Source organism: Pseudomonas sp. TMW22080 (assembly GCF_022496745.1).
Lineage (GTDB): Bacteria > Pseudomonadota > Gammaproteobacteria > Pseudomonadales > Pseudomonadaceae > Aquipseudomonas > Aquipseudomonas bubulae.
The window spans coordinates 788,816-804,703 of record NZ_SCFF01000003.1; the positions used below are offsets into that span (position 1 = coordinate 788,816).

The 15,888-nt window shown below is 53.5% G+C and carries 15 protein-coding genes; 1 reads left to right on the forward strand and 14 read right to left on the reverse strand.

The window, feature by feature from the left end:
• Positions 1-90: 90 nt before the first annotated feature.
• The 6 genes from EQV96_RS13925 to EQV96_RS13950 form a co-directional block, all read right to left on the reverse strand.
• Complete coding sequence (locus EQV96_RS13925; protein WP_240882134.1) at positions 91-510, reverse strand: hypothetical protein; 420 nt, start codon at positions 508-510, stop codon at positions 91-93.
• Between the two features lie 27 nt (positions 511-537).
• The gene (locus EQV96_RS13930) at positions 538-2,526 is read right to left on the reverse strand and encodes an integrase (RefSeq protein WP_240882135.1); all 1,989 of its coding nucleotides are present in this window, start codon (positions 2,524-2,526) and stop codon (positions 538-540) included.
• Positions 2,519-4,039, reverse strand: coding sequence for a site-specific integrase (locus tag EQV96_RS13935; protein WP_240882136.1), 1,521 nt, complete (start codon positions 4,037-4,039; stop codon positions 2,519-2,521). The genes EQV96_RS13930 and EQV96_RS13935 overlap by 8 nt, the downstream gene beginning before the upstream one ends.
• Positions 4,023-5,246: a site-specific integrase gene (locus EQV96_RS13940; RefSeq protein WP_240882143.1), complete on the reverse strand. Its 1,224-nt coding sequence runs from the start codon at positions 5,244-5,246 to the stop codon at positions 4,023-4,025. Before EQV96_RS13940 ends, EQV96_RS13935 begins: the two co-directional genes overlap by 17 nt.
• A gap of 143 nt (positions 5,247-5,389) precedes the next feature.
• Positions 5,390-5,914, reverse strand: a complete 525-nt coding sequence (locus tag EQV96_RS13945; protein WP_016779190.1) for a single-stranded DNA-binding protein — start codon at positions 5,912-5,914, stop codon at positions 5,390-5,392.
• A 9-nt stretch (positions 5,915-5,923) separates the two neighbouring features.
• The gene (locus EQV96_RS13950; protein ID WP_095019084.1) at positions 5,924-7,315 is read right to left on the reverse strand and encodes an MFS transporter; all 1,392 of its coding nucleotides are present in this window, start codon (positions 7,313-7,315) and stop codon (positions 5,924-5,926) included.
• 198 nt (positions 7,316-7,513) lie between these two features.
• Between EQV96_RS13950 and uvrA the strand changes: the two genes are divergently transcribed.
• Positions 7,514-10,348 (forward strand): excinuclease ABC subunit UvrA, encoded by a 2,835-nt coding sequence (gene uvrA / locus EQV96_RS13955; RefSeq protein WP_094999498.1) that lies wholly within the window; start codon positions 7,514-7,516, stop codon positions 10,346-10,348.
• Positions 10,349-10,529: 181 nt separating this feature from the next.
• On the opposite strand, the gene bfr is transcribed toward uvrA, so the two are convergent.
• The 8 genes from bfr to rpmJ form a co-directional block, all read right to left on the reverse strand.
• Complete coding sequence (bfr, locus tag EQV96_RS13960) at positions 10,530-10,994, reverse strand: bacterioferritin (RefSeq protein ID WP_016779187.1); 465 nt, start codon at positions 10,992-10,994, stop codon at positions 10,530-10,532.
• 155 nt (positions 10,995-11,149) lie between these two features.
• The gene (locus EQV96_RS13965; protein WP_095025007.1) at positions 11,150-12,598 is read right to left on the reverse strand and encodes a catalase; all 1,449 of its coding nucleotides are present in this window, start codon (positions 12,596-12,598) and stop codon (positions 11,150-11,152) included.
• 173 nt (positions 12,599-12,771) lie between these two features.
• Positions 12,772-13,158, reverse strand: a complete 387-nt coding sequence (gene rplQ / locus EQV96_RS13970; RefSeq protein ID WP_016779185.1) for a 50S ribosomal protein L17 — start codon at positions 13,156-13,158, stop codon at positions 12,772-12,774.
• Positions 13,159-13,200: 42 nt separating this feature from the next.
• Entirely contained in the window at positions 13,201-14,202 is a 1,002-nt protein-coding gene (gene rpoA, locus EQV96_RS13975) for a DNA-directed RNA polymerase subunit alpha (RefSeq protein ID WP_003176403.1), read from the reverse strand.
• Positions 14,203-14,224: 22 nt separating this feature from the next.
• A complete protein-coding gene (gene rpsD / locus EQV96_RS13980) occupies positions 14,225-14,845 on the reverse strand; it encodes a 30S ribosomal protein S4 (RefSeq protein ID WP_003444359.1) in 621 nt (206 codons plus the stop codon).
• A 17-nt stretch (positions 14,846-14,862) separates the two neighbouring features.
• A complete protein-coding gene (gene rpsK, locus EQV96_RS13985; protein WP_007924177.1) occupies positions 14,863-15,252 on the reverse strand; it encodes a 30S ribosomal protein S11 in 390 nt (129 codons plus the stop codon).
• Positions 15,253-15,282: 30 nt separating this feature from the next.
• Positions 15,283-15,639, reverse strand: coding sequence for a 30S ribosomal protein S13 (gene rpsM / locus EQV96_RS13990; RefSeq protein WP_016779184.1), 357 nt, complete (start codon positions 15,637-15,639; stop codon positions 15,283-15,285).
• A gap of 129 nt (positions 15,640-15,768) precedes the next feature.
• Positions 15,769-15,885 (reverse strand): 50S ribosomal protein L36, encoded by a 117-nt coding sequence (gene rpmJ, locus EQV96_RS13995; protein ID WP_002555468.1) that lies wholly within the window; start codon positions 15,883-15,885, stop codon positions 15,769-15,771.
• Between the last annotated feature and the right edge of the window lie 3 nt (positions 15,886-15,888).

Sequence of the window (15,888 nt, forward strand, 5' to 3'; positions counted from 1 at the left end):
GCTCACCGATGAGCTACCCCTAGCTCACTCATGATCGCTATCGTTCACCGGTGAGCTACCCCTAGCTCAAATCAGAACAATTTCGTTCACCTAACTTCGTGATCTAACCTCCGATGAGTCACGCTCCACGACAGAAAGCGGCGCATCAAGTTTTTCTGCAGAAATGTTGAACTTGTAAGCGTTGTACTGCCAGCGAATGAACCGCTCCAGCAGGCGGCTATTTTCACCTTCCAATCGATGGTTTTCAGCCTCCAACCGGCGAATTCGCTGCTCAGCGATACTTAGGCTGGCCGGACGCTTTGTAGAAACGAATCCTGACTTCAGCCTCCCTTTCTGGTGAGTAAATGCACTTTTAATCTTGGCATGCGAATGCAGAGTTTGCCGGGTAGGTCGCGATCCGATTAACGTCTCGACGGCATCGCAGAGAGCCTCCCAGCTAAGTTTACCCTCCCAACCGTCAATCAACCCTATTATTAAATCCATGTCCTTTGAGATCAGATGTTTTGCCATGCTTTACAGTTCCATTAATGCTCGGAGTTAGTCCATGCTCGGTACATCTTTTAAAACAGGCAAACGCGGAGCGGTGGATTGAGCGGCAATAGCACGCCTCAACGGGCTGAATTCTTGATCAATGCTCAAACGGATGATCGTGCCATTAGGAGTTTCATTCGACTCAAGAATTTGAATAAGTTGTTCAGCTCGCTCAAGGGTTTTGATCTGATGCTGGCTCCAGCGGTCAGCACCGTAGACTCCTTCTTGGTTCGCAGACTGAGCCTTTGCAAGCTGTAGCCGAATGCCATCACGGTGTTTCTTGAGCCTTTCGAGCTTGTCGGCATCTCCCTTAACGCAAACTTGCTCGGCGCAGTTCAGACAATCACGATGTTTTTGGCACGGTAACATCGAATAGTCATGCACACAGAAGCCGAAAATTGTGATGTGAGCAATCCCCTCTCCATGGGCGTTAAGGTCAGCCAATGTTACAGGTGCGCTCTCCCTGATCTTGGTTAAAGCAACACCCACACCCGCCTCTCTAGCCATTGCCAAGTGCTCATCATCAGTCATATGGTTATAGGTAGCGTTCTGGTGCACATTCACTCGCCCCGACCACTTAGCGATATCCAACTGCCCCATGCTGCCGCGCTGAGCCAAAGTGTTTAAGTAGTGGCGAACTTGGTGAGACCCCATAGAAATTGGGGTCCCATCAGGATTCTTATAGCCGTTTCGTTCCCAGATGCTGCGTTCCTGGCCATTGATGTAGTTGATGTCGGTGGTAAAAGTGCTCTTCCCTGGCACCCAGACAATTATCGGTCGAGGCGGCATATCCATACGAAGCTCGTTTTGCCGGAAGCAGCAAAGTGCGTTGGAATACTTGATGTGCCGCTCCTTGCTCATCCACGGCCATCCCTTTGGCAGCTTGCTGCGCATGAAACCGTTCAAAAACCGCAGCGTTACATATCCGTGCTCGGCATAAAAGGCCGAAAAAGGTTTGTACGATTTCATCCCTGCTTTCAGCCTACAGGTAGCTACATATGCTACGTCACCCGGATCTAACCCCAAAGCTAAGCATGCTTGGGTATCAGTTAACGGCTGATCCTCATCCACGTTTGGGCATCCTTCATGGCGATAGAACCTGTTCGGGTTAATTTCAAGCCACTTCGCTAGCTTGCGCCCTAGCTCTGACATTTCAGTGAGCCTGCGAACTGCCTCTTCGGCGATCTGAACCATCGGGGTAGGCAACCACTTAATATCCGATTCATACCCCTTTCCGGCATAGAATCTGAGCCCGACCCGTTCAACACCCTTACTGTCAGTCTCCCGGTGCAAACAACTCACTGGAAGATCCTGCACCTCTGTAATTCTTGACGGTGCGCACATGCACAGCGCGAAGATCGATGTTGTGAAGCGATCTCGTGCGCCCAGGAGATTGTTATTGAACATCTCTGCCATCGCCTCAAGCATGTGGTCGGGAGGTATTTTCTCCTTGCGGCGTTGTTTGCCAACGTTATCCGTGCGATGAATCTCTTTCGGCTTCTTGATGGGATTCTTCCAGACAATTGGCGTCGGGATAATTCCACTTTCATTTAGGAATGCTACTAATTTTACCAGGCTGATTCCTGCCTGATACGACGAGGCACCGTAGGTGAACGCAACCTTGGCAGCCTCGTTCATGACACTGATGTCAGTCTGAGTGATGTCGGCGCAGCCTTTGACCTCAAGGAGCCCAGCCTCTATGCAGCGAATAGCTTTGAACTCACTCTTCAGCTTGCTAGGATTATGCCCCTGCTGATAGCGAACGTAAGCTTTCGCAAATGGAATGATGCCTACATTCAGAAGCTGCGCTTTGGTAAAACCACGGGATGGCGCACCCTTTTTTGTGAAGTTACCAACACCTACCCATGCATCGCTATGCCAGTCCAGATCAGCCCCAAACACCTTGAGCTTGTTCCTGCACATGAGGATGAACTCGTCAAGATTTTGCCGGCTGCTGATCTGGGCTTTGGGAACAAACAGGAAGACGTCAGACATTTGTGCGATCGCTCTTCATAGCGTTGCAACGGGTTACTACATCACTGACTGCAAGAATGAGTCGATCATTTACCGATGCTATCTTCAGATCTCCGGTGCCTTCATAAACACTGCCACGCTCACGAATAAGCTCATCAAGGAGACGTTCGTGTGGCCCATCAAGCCATGGCTGAAAGTGAGAGCATGTGTAGCAAGCGACCGGGGCCAGAGCACCACAAAACCCAAAGCTGCCACAGGTACCAACGTTGCCATCTGAACTGCAAATCCTGCTTGAACGGTCTCCCCCACGACGAGCATTGGTTTCATCAACAACAAGGATGCCTTGAAACGCTTGCGCAAGTGGAGCCAACTGCAGCGCTACAGCTTTATCGATACGCTCAACAATCTCGGGAATGTTCCTTACGTAGACGCCGACATTTTGGAGATCTGAGTGATCAAGCGCTTGCGCGATGATATATTCGCCCCTGCCTTCTCGCGCTAGGTTGGTTCCGAGGGTGTAACGGAAACGGTATGGATTGATGTTCGTGTAAGCGCCCGTTCGGTGACTGATAACGGCGATCACCTCTTTAATGCTCGACATTGAGTCACCAATCTCTTTCACTCGAGCATGCAAAAAATCTCCTGCAAGTTGCACCTCAAGACCTTTATTCACGTCGTAGTGTTTGATGGCCGGAAACAGTGGCAGCTCGGGAATAAGACTCTGCCGGATAGAACCTCCGCACAGATCAGAAAAAGCTGATTTCACATAGCCTGCCTGCTCCTGAAGAAGCGCCCATAAATCCGCAACAACTTCAAACGCAGAGAACGACTGACGCCACCCCTCATACTTTTGCTTGCCCCGAGGAAAATCGATGAAGTAGCGCTGTCCAACAGTGCGAAGGTCTTTAATCTTCAACGCTGCAATTTGAGCTGAACGCCTGCCAGTCATAGCTAAAATCATCACGAAGCAAGTTTCTCGCAAGTTGAGTTTTCCAATCGCATAACAATCAAGCACGCCTGAGACAATAGCCTCCATCTCAATATCTGTAAGAGGTCCGTTCTCTGGACACATTGATTGTACTGCGTACCCTTTTTCGTTCCCTTTGATTCTCCAGCTCTCCATCATTTTCAAGATATCAGAGGAGACTCCGAGATATCCAAGACTTACCCATGTGCGAATGAACGCACGCATTGAACTCAATTCCCACTCAGCATCAGCCATCTGTGAGCGATAGGAAATCATTGATTCCGGACTAAAGAGTGAAAGAGCGTCCGTTGATTCAAAATAAAGCTTGAACCGGCGGTATAGCGCCAGCGTGTATCCCGCCGAGCAGTTCTCTCCATAAATAGCCAAAACCTGCTTAAATACGTGCTTGAAATTACAATCCAGCCATGCGGGAAGAGCATCCAAGAAGAACCCAATATCTTTACTTAACTTCCAATAATCCGAATATATATCAACTTCATAGCCACTTTTAGATACAAACGAAGTACGTTCATAGCGGCCAGGGACGGCTTTATAATTCATGATCATCAGATGTTTTCCCCAAGTGCTTTTCCTGCAATCCAACAGTAGCTTTACCAGCTTCTTCCTTGATGTGACGTTTATTATAAATTCCTGCCGTTTCGGAAGTTTCACTCCACCCCATGAGGTAAGACCTGAGTTTTTCTTCACGCTCGGGAGTGATAGAGTTTTCATCACAATATTTTGAGAAAATGTAATTCCAATGGTGGCGAAGCGCATGGCTATGCAGGCTTGAAAACTCACCAGCAAGACTCGACAGCGTTGCAATGAATTTTCCAAAGCCAGAGTTAGAAATTGGCCACCCTGTTGTTTTTCCAGGACGATGAGTGACAAAAAGATATCCGTGCTTACGGGCACCAGGAACTTTATTACGGTATTTTGATATGTACTCGCGAACTCGATCCATGAGTTCTGGAATAAGAGGAACCGTACGCTCCCGTGTTTTCGCCAGAGGCTGATAGGTTCTCGGATCGCCAACAGAATCTGCTCGTCGGACAATTATTAACGTGTTATTCGCAAAATCGAAGTCATCGGTTTTGAGGTTCAACAGCTCCCCCCGCCGCATCCCGGTCAGACGAAGAATGCTGAACATCAGTGCGTTTCTTAACTGAAGGCCAAAGTCAGCAACCGGGTTAAATTCGTTGCCGGGTTTGAGGATATTTTCAACCTGATCCAAGACGGCGTCTTTCAGGTAAGAATCAGATCTATCTGTTTCACTTTTAGCGCCCATTTTAGGCCGGTTAGCCTTAATTTGAGACACCATGGTTGCGATAGCCCTAGCGCTGGTTGCAGTCTCTGGGTGCAGCCTACCGGCCAAGAACCCAACATACTCAGCAATGACAGAGATGCGGTTGTACTGATTCTCCTTGGAGACCCTTTTCTGTCGACCTTTGATGGCCCTGATCTTCCCGTCTTTTGGCCACATATTTTCCAAAGGCTTTTGCATGAAATCCCTCAGCGAATGGATCTCATGAGCCAAAAGCAGCTCACTTCGCTTAAAGCGCGATTCCAGATCAAGGTCGAAGTAATCCTGCCAGGCGCGCATCGCCTTGAGTGCTGACAAGGCTCCATTGATTGTGTTGATAGAAAGAGAGGCACCGCGCATTTCGGCAGTTACGTACAGCGACGGGTAATAAAGCGGCATGCCAGTGTCATCGACAAGGATCGAAAACCTCTCCCCCGAACTTCCCTGGAACCGTCTCACCGATAGATGCATAGACACCTCGAATTCAATACGTAAATTCAAGGTATGAACGTAGCTAAAAATCAGCAAGTCATTTTTTACACACCAAAAACGAAAAAACCCCCGCAATGCGGGGGTTTCCTAGAGAAACTTTACAAAAGAGTCTCTGCTATTCCTCAGAACGGAATATCGTCATCAAAGCTGTCGAAATCCGGAGCTGGCTGCGGGGCCTGCTGTTGCGGCGCAGGGCGCGACTGTTGCTGTTGCTGCGGTGCAGGGCGTTGAGCCTGCTGACGCGGAGCCGACTGTTGTTGCTGGTAGTTGTTGCCACCACCCTGGTTTTGCTGGTCGCCCTGTGGACGGCCACCCAGCAGTTGCATGGTGCCTTGCATGTCGACCACGATTTCGGTGGTGTAACGCTTGATACCGTCTTTTTCCCACTCACGGGTTTGCAGCTTGCCTTCGATGTACACCTGCGAACCCTTGCGCAGGTATTCGCCGGCGATTTCGGCCACTTTGCCGAACATCGATACACGGTGCCATTCAGTCTTCTCGACTTTCTGACCGGTTTGCTTGTCAGTCCATTGTTCGCTGGTTGCCAGACTCAGGTTGGTCACGGCATTACCGTTAGGCAAGTAGCGAACTTCGGGATCCTGGCCGCATGTGCCGACCAATATAACTTTGTTAACCCCACGGGCCATAACGTTCTCCTAGGCTTCGCACGTCGGCGCTGGGTTAACCAACTGCTCGAGTGTCGCGCGATCCAATAGTTCGGTGTCCAATTTGATATAAATCGCAGCCTCTTCAGCCACGATCACTGCATCTGTAACGCCATTGACTGCCTTTAGACGCTCAGCCAGACCTGCTTCGCGCAACGCCTCGGGCGATAACGGCAGGCGCAGGCTTGTTACATACGGTGGTTCACGCATGGTAACAGCAAAGGCCAACCAGAGTGCAGCCAGACCTGCGCCTCCCAGGAACACAACCGACAGACCGCCATGCTGAAACAGCCAGCCGCCGAGTATGCCGCCCAGTGCCGATCCGAGGAACTGGCTGGTGGAGTAAACCCCCATCGCCGTGCCCTTGCCGCCTGCGGGTGAAACTTTGCTGATCAGCGAAGGCAATGAAGCCTCCAACAGGTTAAACGCAGTGAAAAACACCACAGTGCCAATCACCAGCGTTCGTAAACTGTCGCCGAACTTCCAGAAGAATAGCTCAGTGAGCATCAACGTCACGACGGCGCCGAGCAAAACTCGTTTCATTTTGCGTTTCTTTTCGCCGTAGATGATGAACGGGATCATGGCGAAGAATGAAATCAGCAAGGCCGTCAGATACACCCACCAATGTTGTTCCTTGGGCAGGCCGGCCTTCTCGACCAGCGCCAGCGGCAGTGCGATAAAGCTCGACATCAACATGGCGTGCAGCACAAAAATGCCAAGGTCCAGGCGCAACAGGTCGGGATGGCGCAAGGTCGGCAGCAAGGCCTGCTTCGCCACTCCGGACTCACGATGCTGCAAGGTACCGGTGGAACGCGGCACCATAAACATCACAATCACGATCCCGCACAGCGCCATTGCCCCCGTCGCCAGAAACAGCCCGGACAACCCGAAAGCGCGAGTCAGGAGCGGGCCCACCACCATGGCCACGGCAAATGACAAGCCGATGGTCATGCCGATCATGGCCATGGCCTTGGTGCGATGCTGTTCACGGGTAAGGTCTGACAACAGCGCCATGACCGCTGCAGAAATCGCCCCCGCACCTTGCAGGATGCGTCCCGCAATGACGCCCCAGATCGAATCGGAATTGGCCGCCAGCACACTGCCCAGCGCGAAGACAATCAAGCCCAGGTAAATGACCGGGCGCCGTCCAATACGATCGGAAATAACACCAAAGGGGATCTGGAAAATGGCCTGGGTCAGGCCATAAGCGCCAATCGCCAGACCAATCAGGGCGGGCGTTGCACCGGCAAGGTCCATTCCATAGGTTGCCAGAACCGGCAACACCATAAACATGCCCAGCATACGGAAGGCGAACACAAGGGCCAGACCGCTTGCTGCCCGGGTCTCGCCGCTACTCATGCGTTCGCTGTGGGGATCGTGCATGGAAAAACCTCATGTGAACCGGCGGCGATTCTATCAGTCCCATCGTCTAACAGCACATACACGAGAGAGACGCGACGCTTTGTCACGCAAAAGTTATAAAGGCTGCTTGAATGACAGTGTGCCATCAAGGGCCTGCACAGCTTTCGCACAGATCCGTATACTCATTCGTTTACGTTATGCCCGCCAAGCGAGGCCGCAGTGGACAAGATCCTGATACGTGGGGCACGAACCCACAACCTGAAGAACATCGACCTGACCCTGCCAAGGGACAAACTGATCGTTATCACCGGACTGTCTGGCTCCGGCAAATCATCCCTCGCGTTTGACACGCTGTATGCCGAAGGCCAGCGCCGTTATGTCGAGTCGTTGTCAGCCTATGCGCGGCAGTTCCTGTCGATGATGGAAAAGCCTGACGTCGATACCATCGAGGGTCTGTCGCCGGCGATTTCCATCGAGCAAAAATCGACCTCGCACAACCCGCGCTCCACGGTCGGCACCATCACCGAAATCTACGACTACCTGCGCCTGCTGTATGCCCGCGTAGGTATCCCGCGCTGCCCGGATCACGACATTCCTCTGGAAGCCCAGACCGTCAGCCAAATGGTCGACCTGGTACTGGCCCAGCCCGAAGGCAGCAAGCTGATGCTGCTGGCGCCGGTGATCCGCGAGCGTAAGGGCGAACACCTTTCAGTATTTGAAGAACTGCGCGCCCAGGGTTTTGTTCGCGCCCGGGTCAACGGCAAGCTTTGCGAGCTGGACGAACTGCCCAAGCTCGACAAACAGAAAAAGCACAGCATTGATGTGGTGGTTGACCGCTTTAAAGTGCGTGCCGATCTGCAGCAGCGCCTGGCCGAGTCTTTCGAGACAGCGCTGAAACTGGCTGATGGCATTGCCCTGGTTGCGCCGATGGACGATGAGCCGGGCGAAGAAATAATCTTTTCCGCGCGCTTCGCCTGCCCGATTTGCGGCCATGCGATCAGCGAGCTGGAACCCAAGCTGTTTTCCTTCAACAACCCGGCAGGTGCATGCCCGACCTGCGATGGTCTGGGGGTCAAGCAGTTCTTCGATATCAAGCGCCTAGTCAATGGCGAGCTGACGCTGGCCGAAGGCGCGATCCGCGGTTGGGACAGGCGCAACGTTTATTATTTCCAGATGCTCGGGGCGTTGGCCAAGCATTACGACTTCAGCCTTGAAGTGCCGTTCAGCGAGCTGCCGGCCGACAAGCAAAAGGTGATCCTCTATGGCAGCGGCACGCAAAACGTGGATTTCCGCTATCTGAATGATCGTGGCGATATCGTCAAGCGTGCTCACCCGTTCGAAGGCATCGTGCCAAACCTGGAACGCCGTTATCGCGAAACCGAGTCGGCCACCGTGCGCGAAGAACTGGCCAAGTTCCTCAGCACCCAGTCCTGCCCGGATTGCCGGGGTACCCGACTGCGTCGCGAAGCCCGTCATGTATGGGTCGGCGAAAAAACCCTGCCCGCGGTCACCAGCATGCCTATCGGTGATGCAACCGAATACTTCAGCACGCTGAGCCTGAGCGGACGCCGTGGCGAAATCGCTGACAAAATCCTTAAGGAAATTCGCGAGCGCCTGCAGTTCCTGGTGAATGTGGGGCTGGACTATCTGTCGCTGGACCGTAGTGCCGATACCCTGTCAGGCGGTGAAGCCCAGCGTATTCGTCTGGCCAGTCAGATTGGTGCAGGCCTGGTTGGCGTGCTGTATATCCTCGACGAGCCCTCCATCGGCCTGCATCAGCGCGATAACGATCGCCTGCTGGGCACCCTCAAGCATCTGCGTGATATCGGTAACACCGTGATTGTGGTGGAGCACGACGAAGACGCCATCCGCCTGGCGGACTATGTGGTGGATATCGGCCCTGGTGCTGGCGTGCATGGCGGTCATATTGTTGCTGAAGGTACACCGGCCGAGGTGATGGCTCACCCTGACTCACTGACAGGCAAATACCTGTCGGGGCGTGTGAAGATTGCCGTACCCGCCAAGCGCACACCGCGCAACAAGAAGCTGACACTGTCGCTCAAGGGTGCTCGCGGCAATAACTTGCGCAATGTTGATCTGGAAATTCCGATTGGCCTGCTGACCTGTGTCACTGGGGTCTCGGGGTCAGGCAAATCCACCCTGATCAACAACACACTTTACCCGCTCAGCGCCACGGCACTGAATGGCGCGACCACGCTGGAAGCGGCGGCGCACGACAGCATCAAGGGGCTTGAGCATCTGGACAAGGTCGTCGATATCGACCAAAGCCCGATTGGCCGTACGCCGCGCTCCAACCCTGCGACCTACACCGGGTTGTTTACGCCAATCCGCGAGTTGTTCTCGGGTGTGCCCGAGTCGCGCTCGCGCGGTTACGGCCCGGGGCGTTTCTCTTTCAACGTAAAGGGCGGACGCTGCGAGGCCTGTCAGGGTGATGGCCTGATCAAGGTAGAAATGCACTTTCTGCCGGACATCTATGTGCCTTGCGATGTGTGCAAAAGCAAGCGTTACAACCGTGAAACCCTTGAGATCAAATACAAGGGCAAGAGCATCCACGAAGTGCTGGAAATGACCATCGAAGAAGCGCGAGTGTTCTTCGATGCCGTGCCTGCACTGGCGCGTAAGCTGCAAACGCTGATGGATGTAGGCTTGTCCTATATCAAGCTAGGACAATCCGCCACCACGCTGTCAGGCGGTGAGGCGCAACGGGTCAAGTTGTCCCGTGAGCTGTCCAAGCGCGATACAGGCAAGACCTTGTATATCCTCGATGAGCCTACTACCGGTTTGCACTTTGCTGACATCCAGCAGTTGCTGGATGTGCTGCATCGTCTTCGCGACCATGGCAACACCGTGGTAGTGATCGAACACAACCTGGACGTGATCAAGACCGCTGACTGGCTGGTGGATCTCGGCCCTGAGGGGGGTTCCAAGGGCGGGCAGATCATTGCTACCGGTACACCGGAAGAAGTAGCCGAGATGAAGCAATCACACACGGGCTTCTACCTGAAGCCACTGTTGATTCGCGACAAGGCTTAAATCGCGGTACGAAAAAGCCCCTGCCATCGTGAGATGGCAGGGGCTTTTTACTGAGCGCAAATCAAGCTCTTGTGGGAGCGGGCTTGCTCGCGAAGGTAACGCCGCGACACACAAGCCAGACCGTGTTGCCTGCATCGCGGGCAAGCCACGCTCCCACCAAAAGCATCTCAGCTTCCCTGGATCAGAACTGCGATTGCAGGTAGTTCTGCAAGCCGATCGACTTGATCAGGCCCAGCTGTTTTTCCAGCCAGTAGGTGTGGTCTTCTTCGGTGTCTGCCAGCTGAACACGCAACATGTCACGGCTCACGTAGTCCTTGTGCAGTTCGCACAGGGCGATGCCTTTGCACAGCGCGGCACGGACTTTATATTCCAGGCGCAGGTCGGCAGCGAACATCTCAGGCACCGTAGTACCCACATCCAGGTCGTCAGGGCGCATGCGCGGCGTACCCTCGAGCATCAGAATCCGGCGCATCAACGCATCAGCGTGTTGTGCCTCTTCCTCCATCTCGTGGTTGATACGCTCGTAAAGCTTGGTGAAACCCCAATCCTCGTACATACGGGAATGGACGAAATATTGGTCACGCGCAGCCAACTCGCCGGTCAGCAACGTATTGAGATAATCGATTACATCCGGGTGGCCTTGCATTGCCTTACATCTCCCTGCTTGAAAGGCTGTAGTTTGAACCAAGCCGACTGAGAGGTCACGGCTAAATCGCAATAAAAACCCTGTTTTTCAGAGAAAACAGGGTTAAATAACGCAAAAACCGCCCAATTGAGGGCGGTTCTGCTTCTCACTTAGAGTTAGTTACGCTGTACACCCAACGCCTTGGCAACACCATCACCATAAGCCTGATCAGCATTGTAGAAATGCTGCAGCTGACGCTCGACGACATCCCCCGTCACACCCTCCATAGCCCCTGCAATATTGTTGATCAGCAGGGCTTTCTGCTCGTCGTTCATCAGTCGGAACAGGGCACCGGCGTGGCTGTAGTAATCGCTGTCTACACGATGATCGTAACGATCAGCTGCACCACTGAGGGCCAATGGCGGCTCAGCATATTGCGGTGCTTGTTTTGGCGCGTCGCCATAGCTGTTCGGCTCATAGTTCGGTGCAGCACCACCATTGTTGCCGAAGGCCATAGAGCCATCACGCTGATAGTTATGCACAGGTACCCGTGGTGAGTTGATCGGCAGGTGCTGGTGGTTGGTGCCTACACGGTAGCGATGGGCATCGGCATACGCGAACACACGGCCTTGCAGCATGCGGTCAGGCGACAGGCCCACACCCGGGATCATATTGCTTGGCCCGAACGCAGCCTGCTCCACTTCGGCAAAGTAGTTCAGCGGGTTGCGGTTCAGCTCCAGCTCACCGATTTCAATCAGCGGGAACTCTTTCTGCGACCAGGTCTTGGTCACGTCAAACGGGTTCTCATAGTGGGCTGCAGCCTGAGCTTCAGTCATGACCTGCATGCATACGCGCCATTTCGGAAAGTCACCGCGTTCGATGGCGGCAAACAAGTCACGCTGTGCGTAATCCGGGTCGGTACCGGCAAGGCGCGCAGCCTCTGCAGGCGGCAGGTTCTTGATGCCCTGCTTGGTTTTGTAATGCCATTTGACCCAGTGACGCTCACCCGCAGCATTGATCAGGCTGTACGTGTGGCTGCCAAAGCCATGCATATGGCGGTAACCATCTGGAATGCCGCGATCGGAAAACAGGATGGTGACCTGGTGCAGCGACTCAGGGGAGTGCGACCAGAAGTCCCACATCATCTGTGCGCTTTTCAGGTTGCTTTGCGGGAGGCGTTTTTGGGTGTGGATAAAGTCGGGAAATTTAAGCGGGTCACGGATGAAAAACACCGGGGTGTTATTACCGACGATGTCCCAGTTACCTTCCTCGGTGTAGAACTTGAGGGCAAAGCCACGTGGATCACGCTCGGTATCAGCCGAGCCGCGCTCGCCACCTACCGTTGAGAAGCGCAGAAAAGTGGGGGTTTGCTTGCCGATGGTGTCAAACAGCTTGGCACTGCTGTACTGAGCCATGTCACGGGTCAGGGTGAAAGTGCCATGGGCGCCTGAACCCTTGGCGTGTACGCGACGCTCAGGAATGTTTTCACGGTTGAAGTGCGCGAGCTTTTCGATCAGATGAAAATCGTCAAGCAGCAATGGGCCACGAGGACCGGCAGAACGAGAATTCTGGTTATCCGCAACTGGAGCGCCGCTGGCGGTTGTAAGCGTTTTGGTCTGGCTCATATGTTTGCTTCCTCAGTCAGTCTTTGTACTGCCGGCTAATCGGCTGACGAGGAGTATTGACCATGAATTACACATGGGCAAATGCATTAAATGATCAGAATCAATAGATAATCATAATCGAACGCGCACAAAAAACCGGGCACTAGGCCCGGTTCTTTGTAGAGACTGACGTCTTACTCAGCGGATACAGCTTCACCGCCAACTGGACGATCAACCAACTCGACGTACGCCATAGGCGCGTTGTCGCCAGCGCGGAAACCGCACTTGAGGATGCGCAGGTAGCCACCCTCACGAGTTGCATAACGCTTGCCCAGATCGTTGAACAGCTTACCAACCATGGCTTTCGAACGAGTACGGTCGAAGGCCAGACGGCGGTTAGCAACAGAATCAATCTTGGCCAGAGTAATCAGCGGCTCAGCAACGCGACGCAATTCTTTGGCTTTCGGCAGAGTCGTTTTGATCAGCTCGTGCTCGAACAACGACACTGCCATGTTTTGAAACATAGCCTTGCGGTGCGAGCTAGTGCGGCTCAGGTGACGACCACTTTTACGATGACGCATGGTTCATTCCTTACCAAACACAACGTTCGGTGATTACGACGATCAGGCAGTCGCCTTGTCGTCCTTCTTAAGACTTGCAGGCGGCCAGTTGTCGAGGCGCATGCCGAGGGACAGACCACGGGAGGCCAGAACGTCCTTGATTTCAGTCAAGGATTTCTTGCCCAGGTTCGGAGTCTTCAACAGTTCTACTTCGGTGCGCTGAATCAGGTCACCGATGTAGTAAATGTTCTCCGCCTTAAGGCAGTTGGCCGAACGCACGGTCAGTTCCAGATCGTCAACAGGACGAAGCAGGATCGGATCGATCTCGTCTTCCTGCTCGATTACCACTGGCTCGCTGTCACCTTTGAGGTCGACGAATGCAGCCAACTGCTGTTGCAGGATGGTTGCAGCACGACGAATGGCCTCTTCAGGATCCAGTGTACCGTTGGTTTCCAGATCAATAACCAGCTTGTCCAGGTTGGTGCGCTGCTCGACACGGGCGTTTTCCACCACGTATGCGATACGGCGAACCGGGCTGAACGAAGAATCCAGCTGCAAGCGACCAATGCTGCGGCTTTCGTCTTCATCGCTCTGACGCGAGTCTGCTGGTTCATAACCACGACCACGAGCTACGGTGAGCTTCATGTTCAAGGCGCCGTTAGACGCCAGGTTGGCGATTACGTGATCGGGATTAACGATCTCGACATCATGATCCAGCTGAATATCGGCAGCGGTAACCACCCCCGAACCCTTCTTCGACAAGGTCAGCGTAACTTCGTCACGGCCGTGCAGCTTGATAGCCAGACCTTTAAGGTTCAACAGGATTTCAATTACGTCTTCCTGTACACCTTCGATGGCGCTGTACTCGTGGAGCACACCGTCAATCTCGGCCTCGACTACTGCACAGCCTGGCATTGAGGACAACAGGATGCGGCGCAGCGCGTTGCCCAGGGTGTGGCCAAAACCACGCTCGAGAGGCTCGAGAGTGATTTTAGCGCGGGTTGGACTGACAACTTGCACATCAATATGGCGAGGTGTCAGGAACTCATTTACCGAAATCTGCATGGATGCACCTATTTTCTAGCCCTTACTTGGAGTAGAGCTCGACAATCAGGCTTTCGTTGATGTCGGCGGACAGATCACTGCGAGCAGGAACGTTCTTGAAAACGCCCGACTTCTTCTCAGTGTCTACTTCTACCCATTCTACGCGGCCACGTTGGGCACACAGATCGAGAGCTTGGACAATGCGAAGCTGGTTCTTTGCTTTCTCGCGGATAGCGACCACGTCACCAGCACGAACCTGGTAGGACGGAACGTTTACGGTCTGACCGTTAACGCTGATCGACTTGTGCGATACCAACTGACGAGATTCGGCACGAGTAGAACCGAAACCCATACGGTATACGACGTTATCCAGGCGGCATTCGAGCAGTTGCAGCAGGTTTTCACCGGTTGCACCTTTTTTGCCAGCAGCTTGTTTGTAGTAGCCGCTGAACTGACGCTCGAGAACGCCGTAGATACGACGGACCTTCTGCTTTTCACGCAGTTGGGTACCGTAGTCGGATTGGCGACCGCGGCGTTGGCCGTGGATGCCTGGAGCAGCTTCAATATTGCACTTCGATTCGATAGCGCGCACACCACTCTTCAGGAAGAGATCAGTGCCTTCACGACGTGCCAGTTTGCATTTTGGACCAATGTAACGAGCCATTCTTTACAGTCTCCTGATTACACGCGGCGCTTCTTCGGCGGACGGCACCCGTTGTGCGGGATTGGCGTCACGTCGGTGATGCTGGCGATCTTATAGCCACAGCCGTTCAAAGCACGGACAGCGGACTCACGACCTGGACCTGGGCCCTTGACGTTAACGTCAAGGTTTTTCAGGCCATATTCCAGCGCAGCTTGACCAGCACGTTCAGCAGCTACTTGAGCAGCGAACGGGGTGGACTTGCGTGAACCGCGGAAACCCGAACCACCAGAGGTAGCCCAAGAAAGCGCGTTACCCTGACGATCCGTGATGGTCACGATGGTGTTGTTGAAAGACGCGTGGATGTGGGCGATGCCATCAACCACTGTCTTTTTAATTTTTTTACGAGGACGAGCAGCAGGTTTTGCCATGACTAAATTCCTGTCGATTCGCTGGTGCGATTACTTGCGGATCGGCTTACGCGGACCTTTGCGAGTACGCGCGTTGGTCTTGGTACGCTGACCGCGCACTGGAAGACCACGACGATGGCGCAGACCGCGGTAGCAGCCCAGGTCCATCAAGCGTTTGATTTTCATGTTGACTTCACGACGCAGGTCACCTTCAGTGGTGAACTTCGCCACTTCGCCACGCAGCAACTCAATCTGCTCGTCGCTCAGATCCTTGATCTTAGCGGCTGGGTTTACACCAGCATCCGCACAGATTTTCTGTGAGGTAGTGCGACCAACACCATAGATGTAGGTCAGCGAGATAACAGTGTGCTTGTTATCTGGAATGTTAACGCCTGCAATACGGGCCATTCAGTGGGACTCCAATTGACAGCTACCTACGCCCCGGAAGCCAAGAAATAGGGCGCGAGATAATATCGCTGTAATAACAAATAATCAACCCAGCAGCGCACTAGCTGCTGGGCTTCAAACAGATCACACTCAGCCTTGGCGCTGTTTGTGACGTGGTTCCGCGCTGCAAATTACCCGAACAACACCTTCGCGGCGAATAATCTTGCAGTTACGGCACAGCTTTTTCACCGATGCACGAACTTTCATCAC

Excerpts from the sequence above, each read along its gene's own strand:
- EQV96_RS13945 (WP_016779190.1), bottom strand. The coding sequence starts at position 5,914 with ATGGCCCGTGGGGTTAACAAAGTTATATTGGTCGGCACATGCGGCCAG.
- EQV96_RS13940 (WP_240882143.1), bottom strand. The coding sequence starts at position 5,246 with ATGCATCTATCGGTGAGACGGTTCCAGGGAAGTTCGGGGGAGAGGTTT.
- EQV96_RS13935 (WP_240882136.1), bottom strand. The coding sequence starts at position 4,039 with ATGATCATGAATTATAAAGCCGTCCCTGGCCGCTATGAACGTACTTCG.
- EQV96_RS13930 (WP_240882135.1), bottom strand. The coding sequence starts at position 2,526 with ATGTCTGACGTCTTCCTGTTTGTTCCCAAAGCCCAGATCAGCAGCCGG.
- EQV96_RS13925 (WP_240882134.1), bottom strand. The coding sequence starts at position 510 with ATGGCAAAACATCTGATCTCAAAGGACATGGATTTAATAATAGGGTTG.
- EQV96_RS13965 (WP_095025007.1), bottom strand. The coding sequence starts at position 12,598 with ATGAGCCAGACCAAAACGCTTACAACCGCCAGCGGCGCTCCAGTTGCG.
- rpsM (WP_016779184.1), bottom strand. The coding sequence starts at position 15,639 with ATGGCCCGTATTGCAGGCGTTAACATTCCAGATAACAAGCACACTGTT.
- rpmJ (WP_002555468.1), bottom strand. The coding sequence starts at position 15,885 with ATGAAAGTTCGTGCATCGGTGAAAAAGCTGTGCCGTAACTGCAAGATT.
- rpoA (WP_003176403.1), bottom strand. The coding sequence starts at position 14,202 with ATGCAGATTTCGGTAAATGAGTTCCTGACACCTCGCCATATTGATGTG.
- rpsD (WP_003444359.1), bottom strand. The coding sequence starts at position 14,845 with ATGGCTCGTTACATTGGTCCAAAATGCAAACTGGCACGTCGTGAAGGC.
- bfr (WP_016779187.1), bottom strand. The coding sequence starts at position 10,994 with ATGCAAGGCCACCCGGATGTAATCGATTATCTCAATACGTTGCTGACC.
- rpsK (WP_007924177.1), bottom strand. The coding sequence starts at position 15,252 with ATGGCAAAACCTGCTGCTCGTCCTCGTAAAAAAATTAAAAAGACAGTG.
- EQV96_RS13950 (WP_095019084.1), bottom strand. The coding sequence starts at position 7,315 with ATGCACGATCCCCACAGCGAACGCATGAGTAGCGGCGAGACCCGGGCA.
- rplQ (WP_016779185.1), bottom strand. The coding sequence starts at position 13,158 with ATGCGTCATCGTAAAAGTGGTCGTCACCTGAGCCGCACTAGCTCGCAC.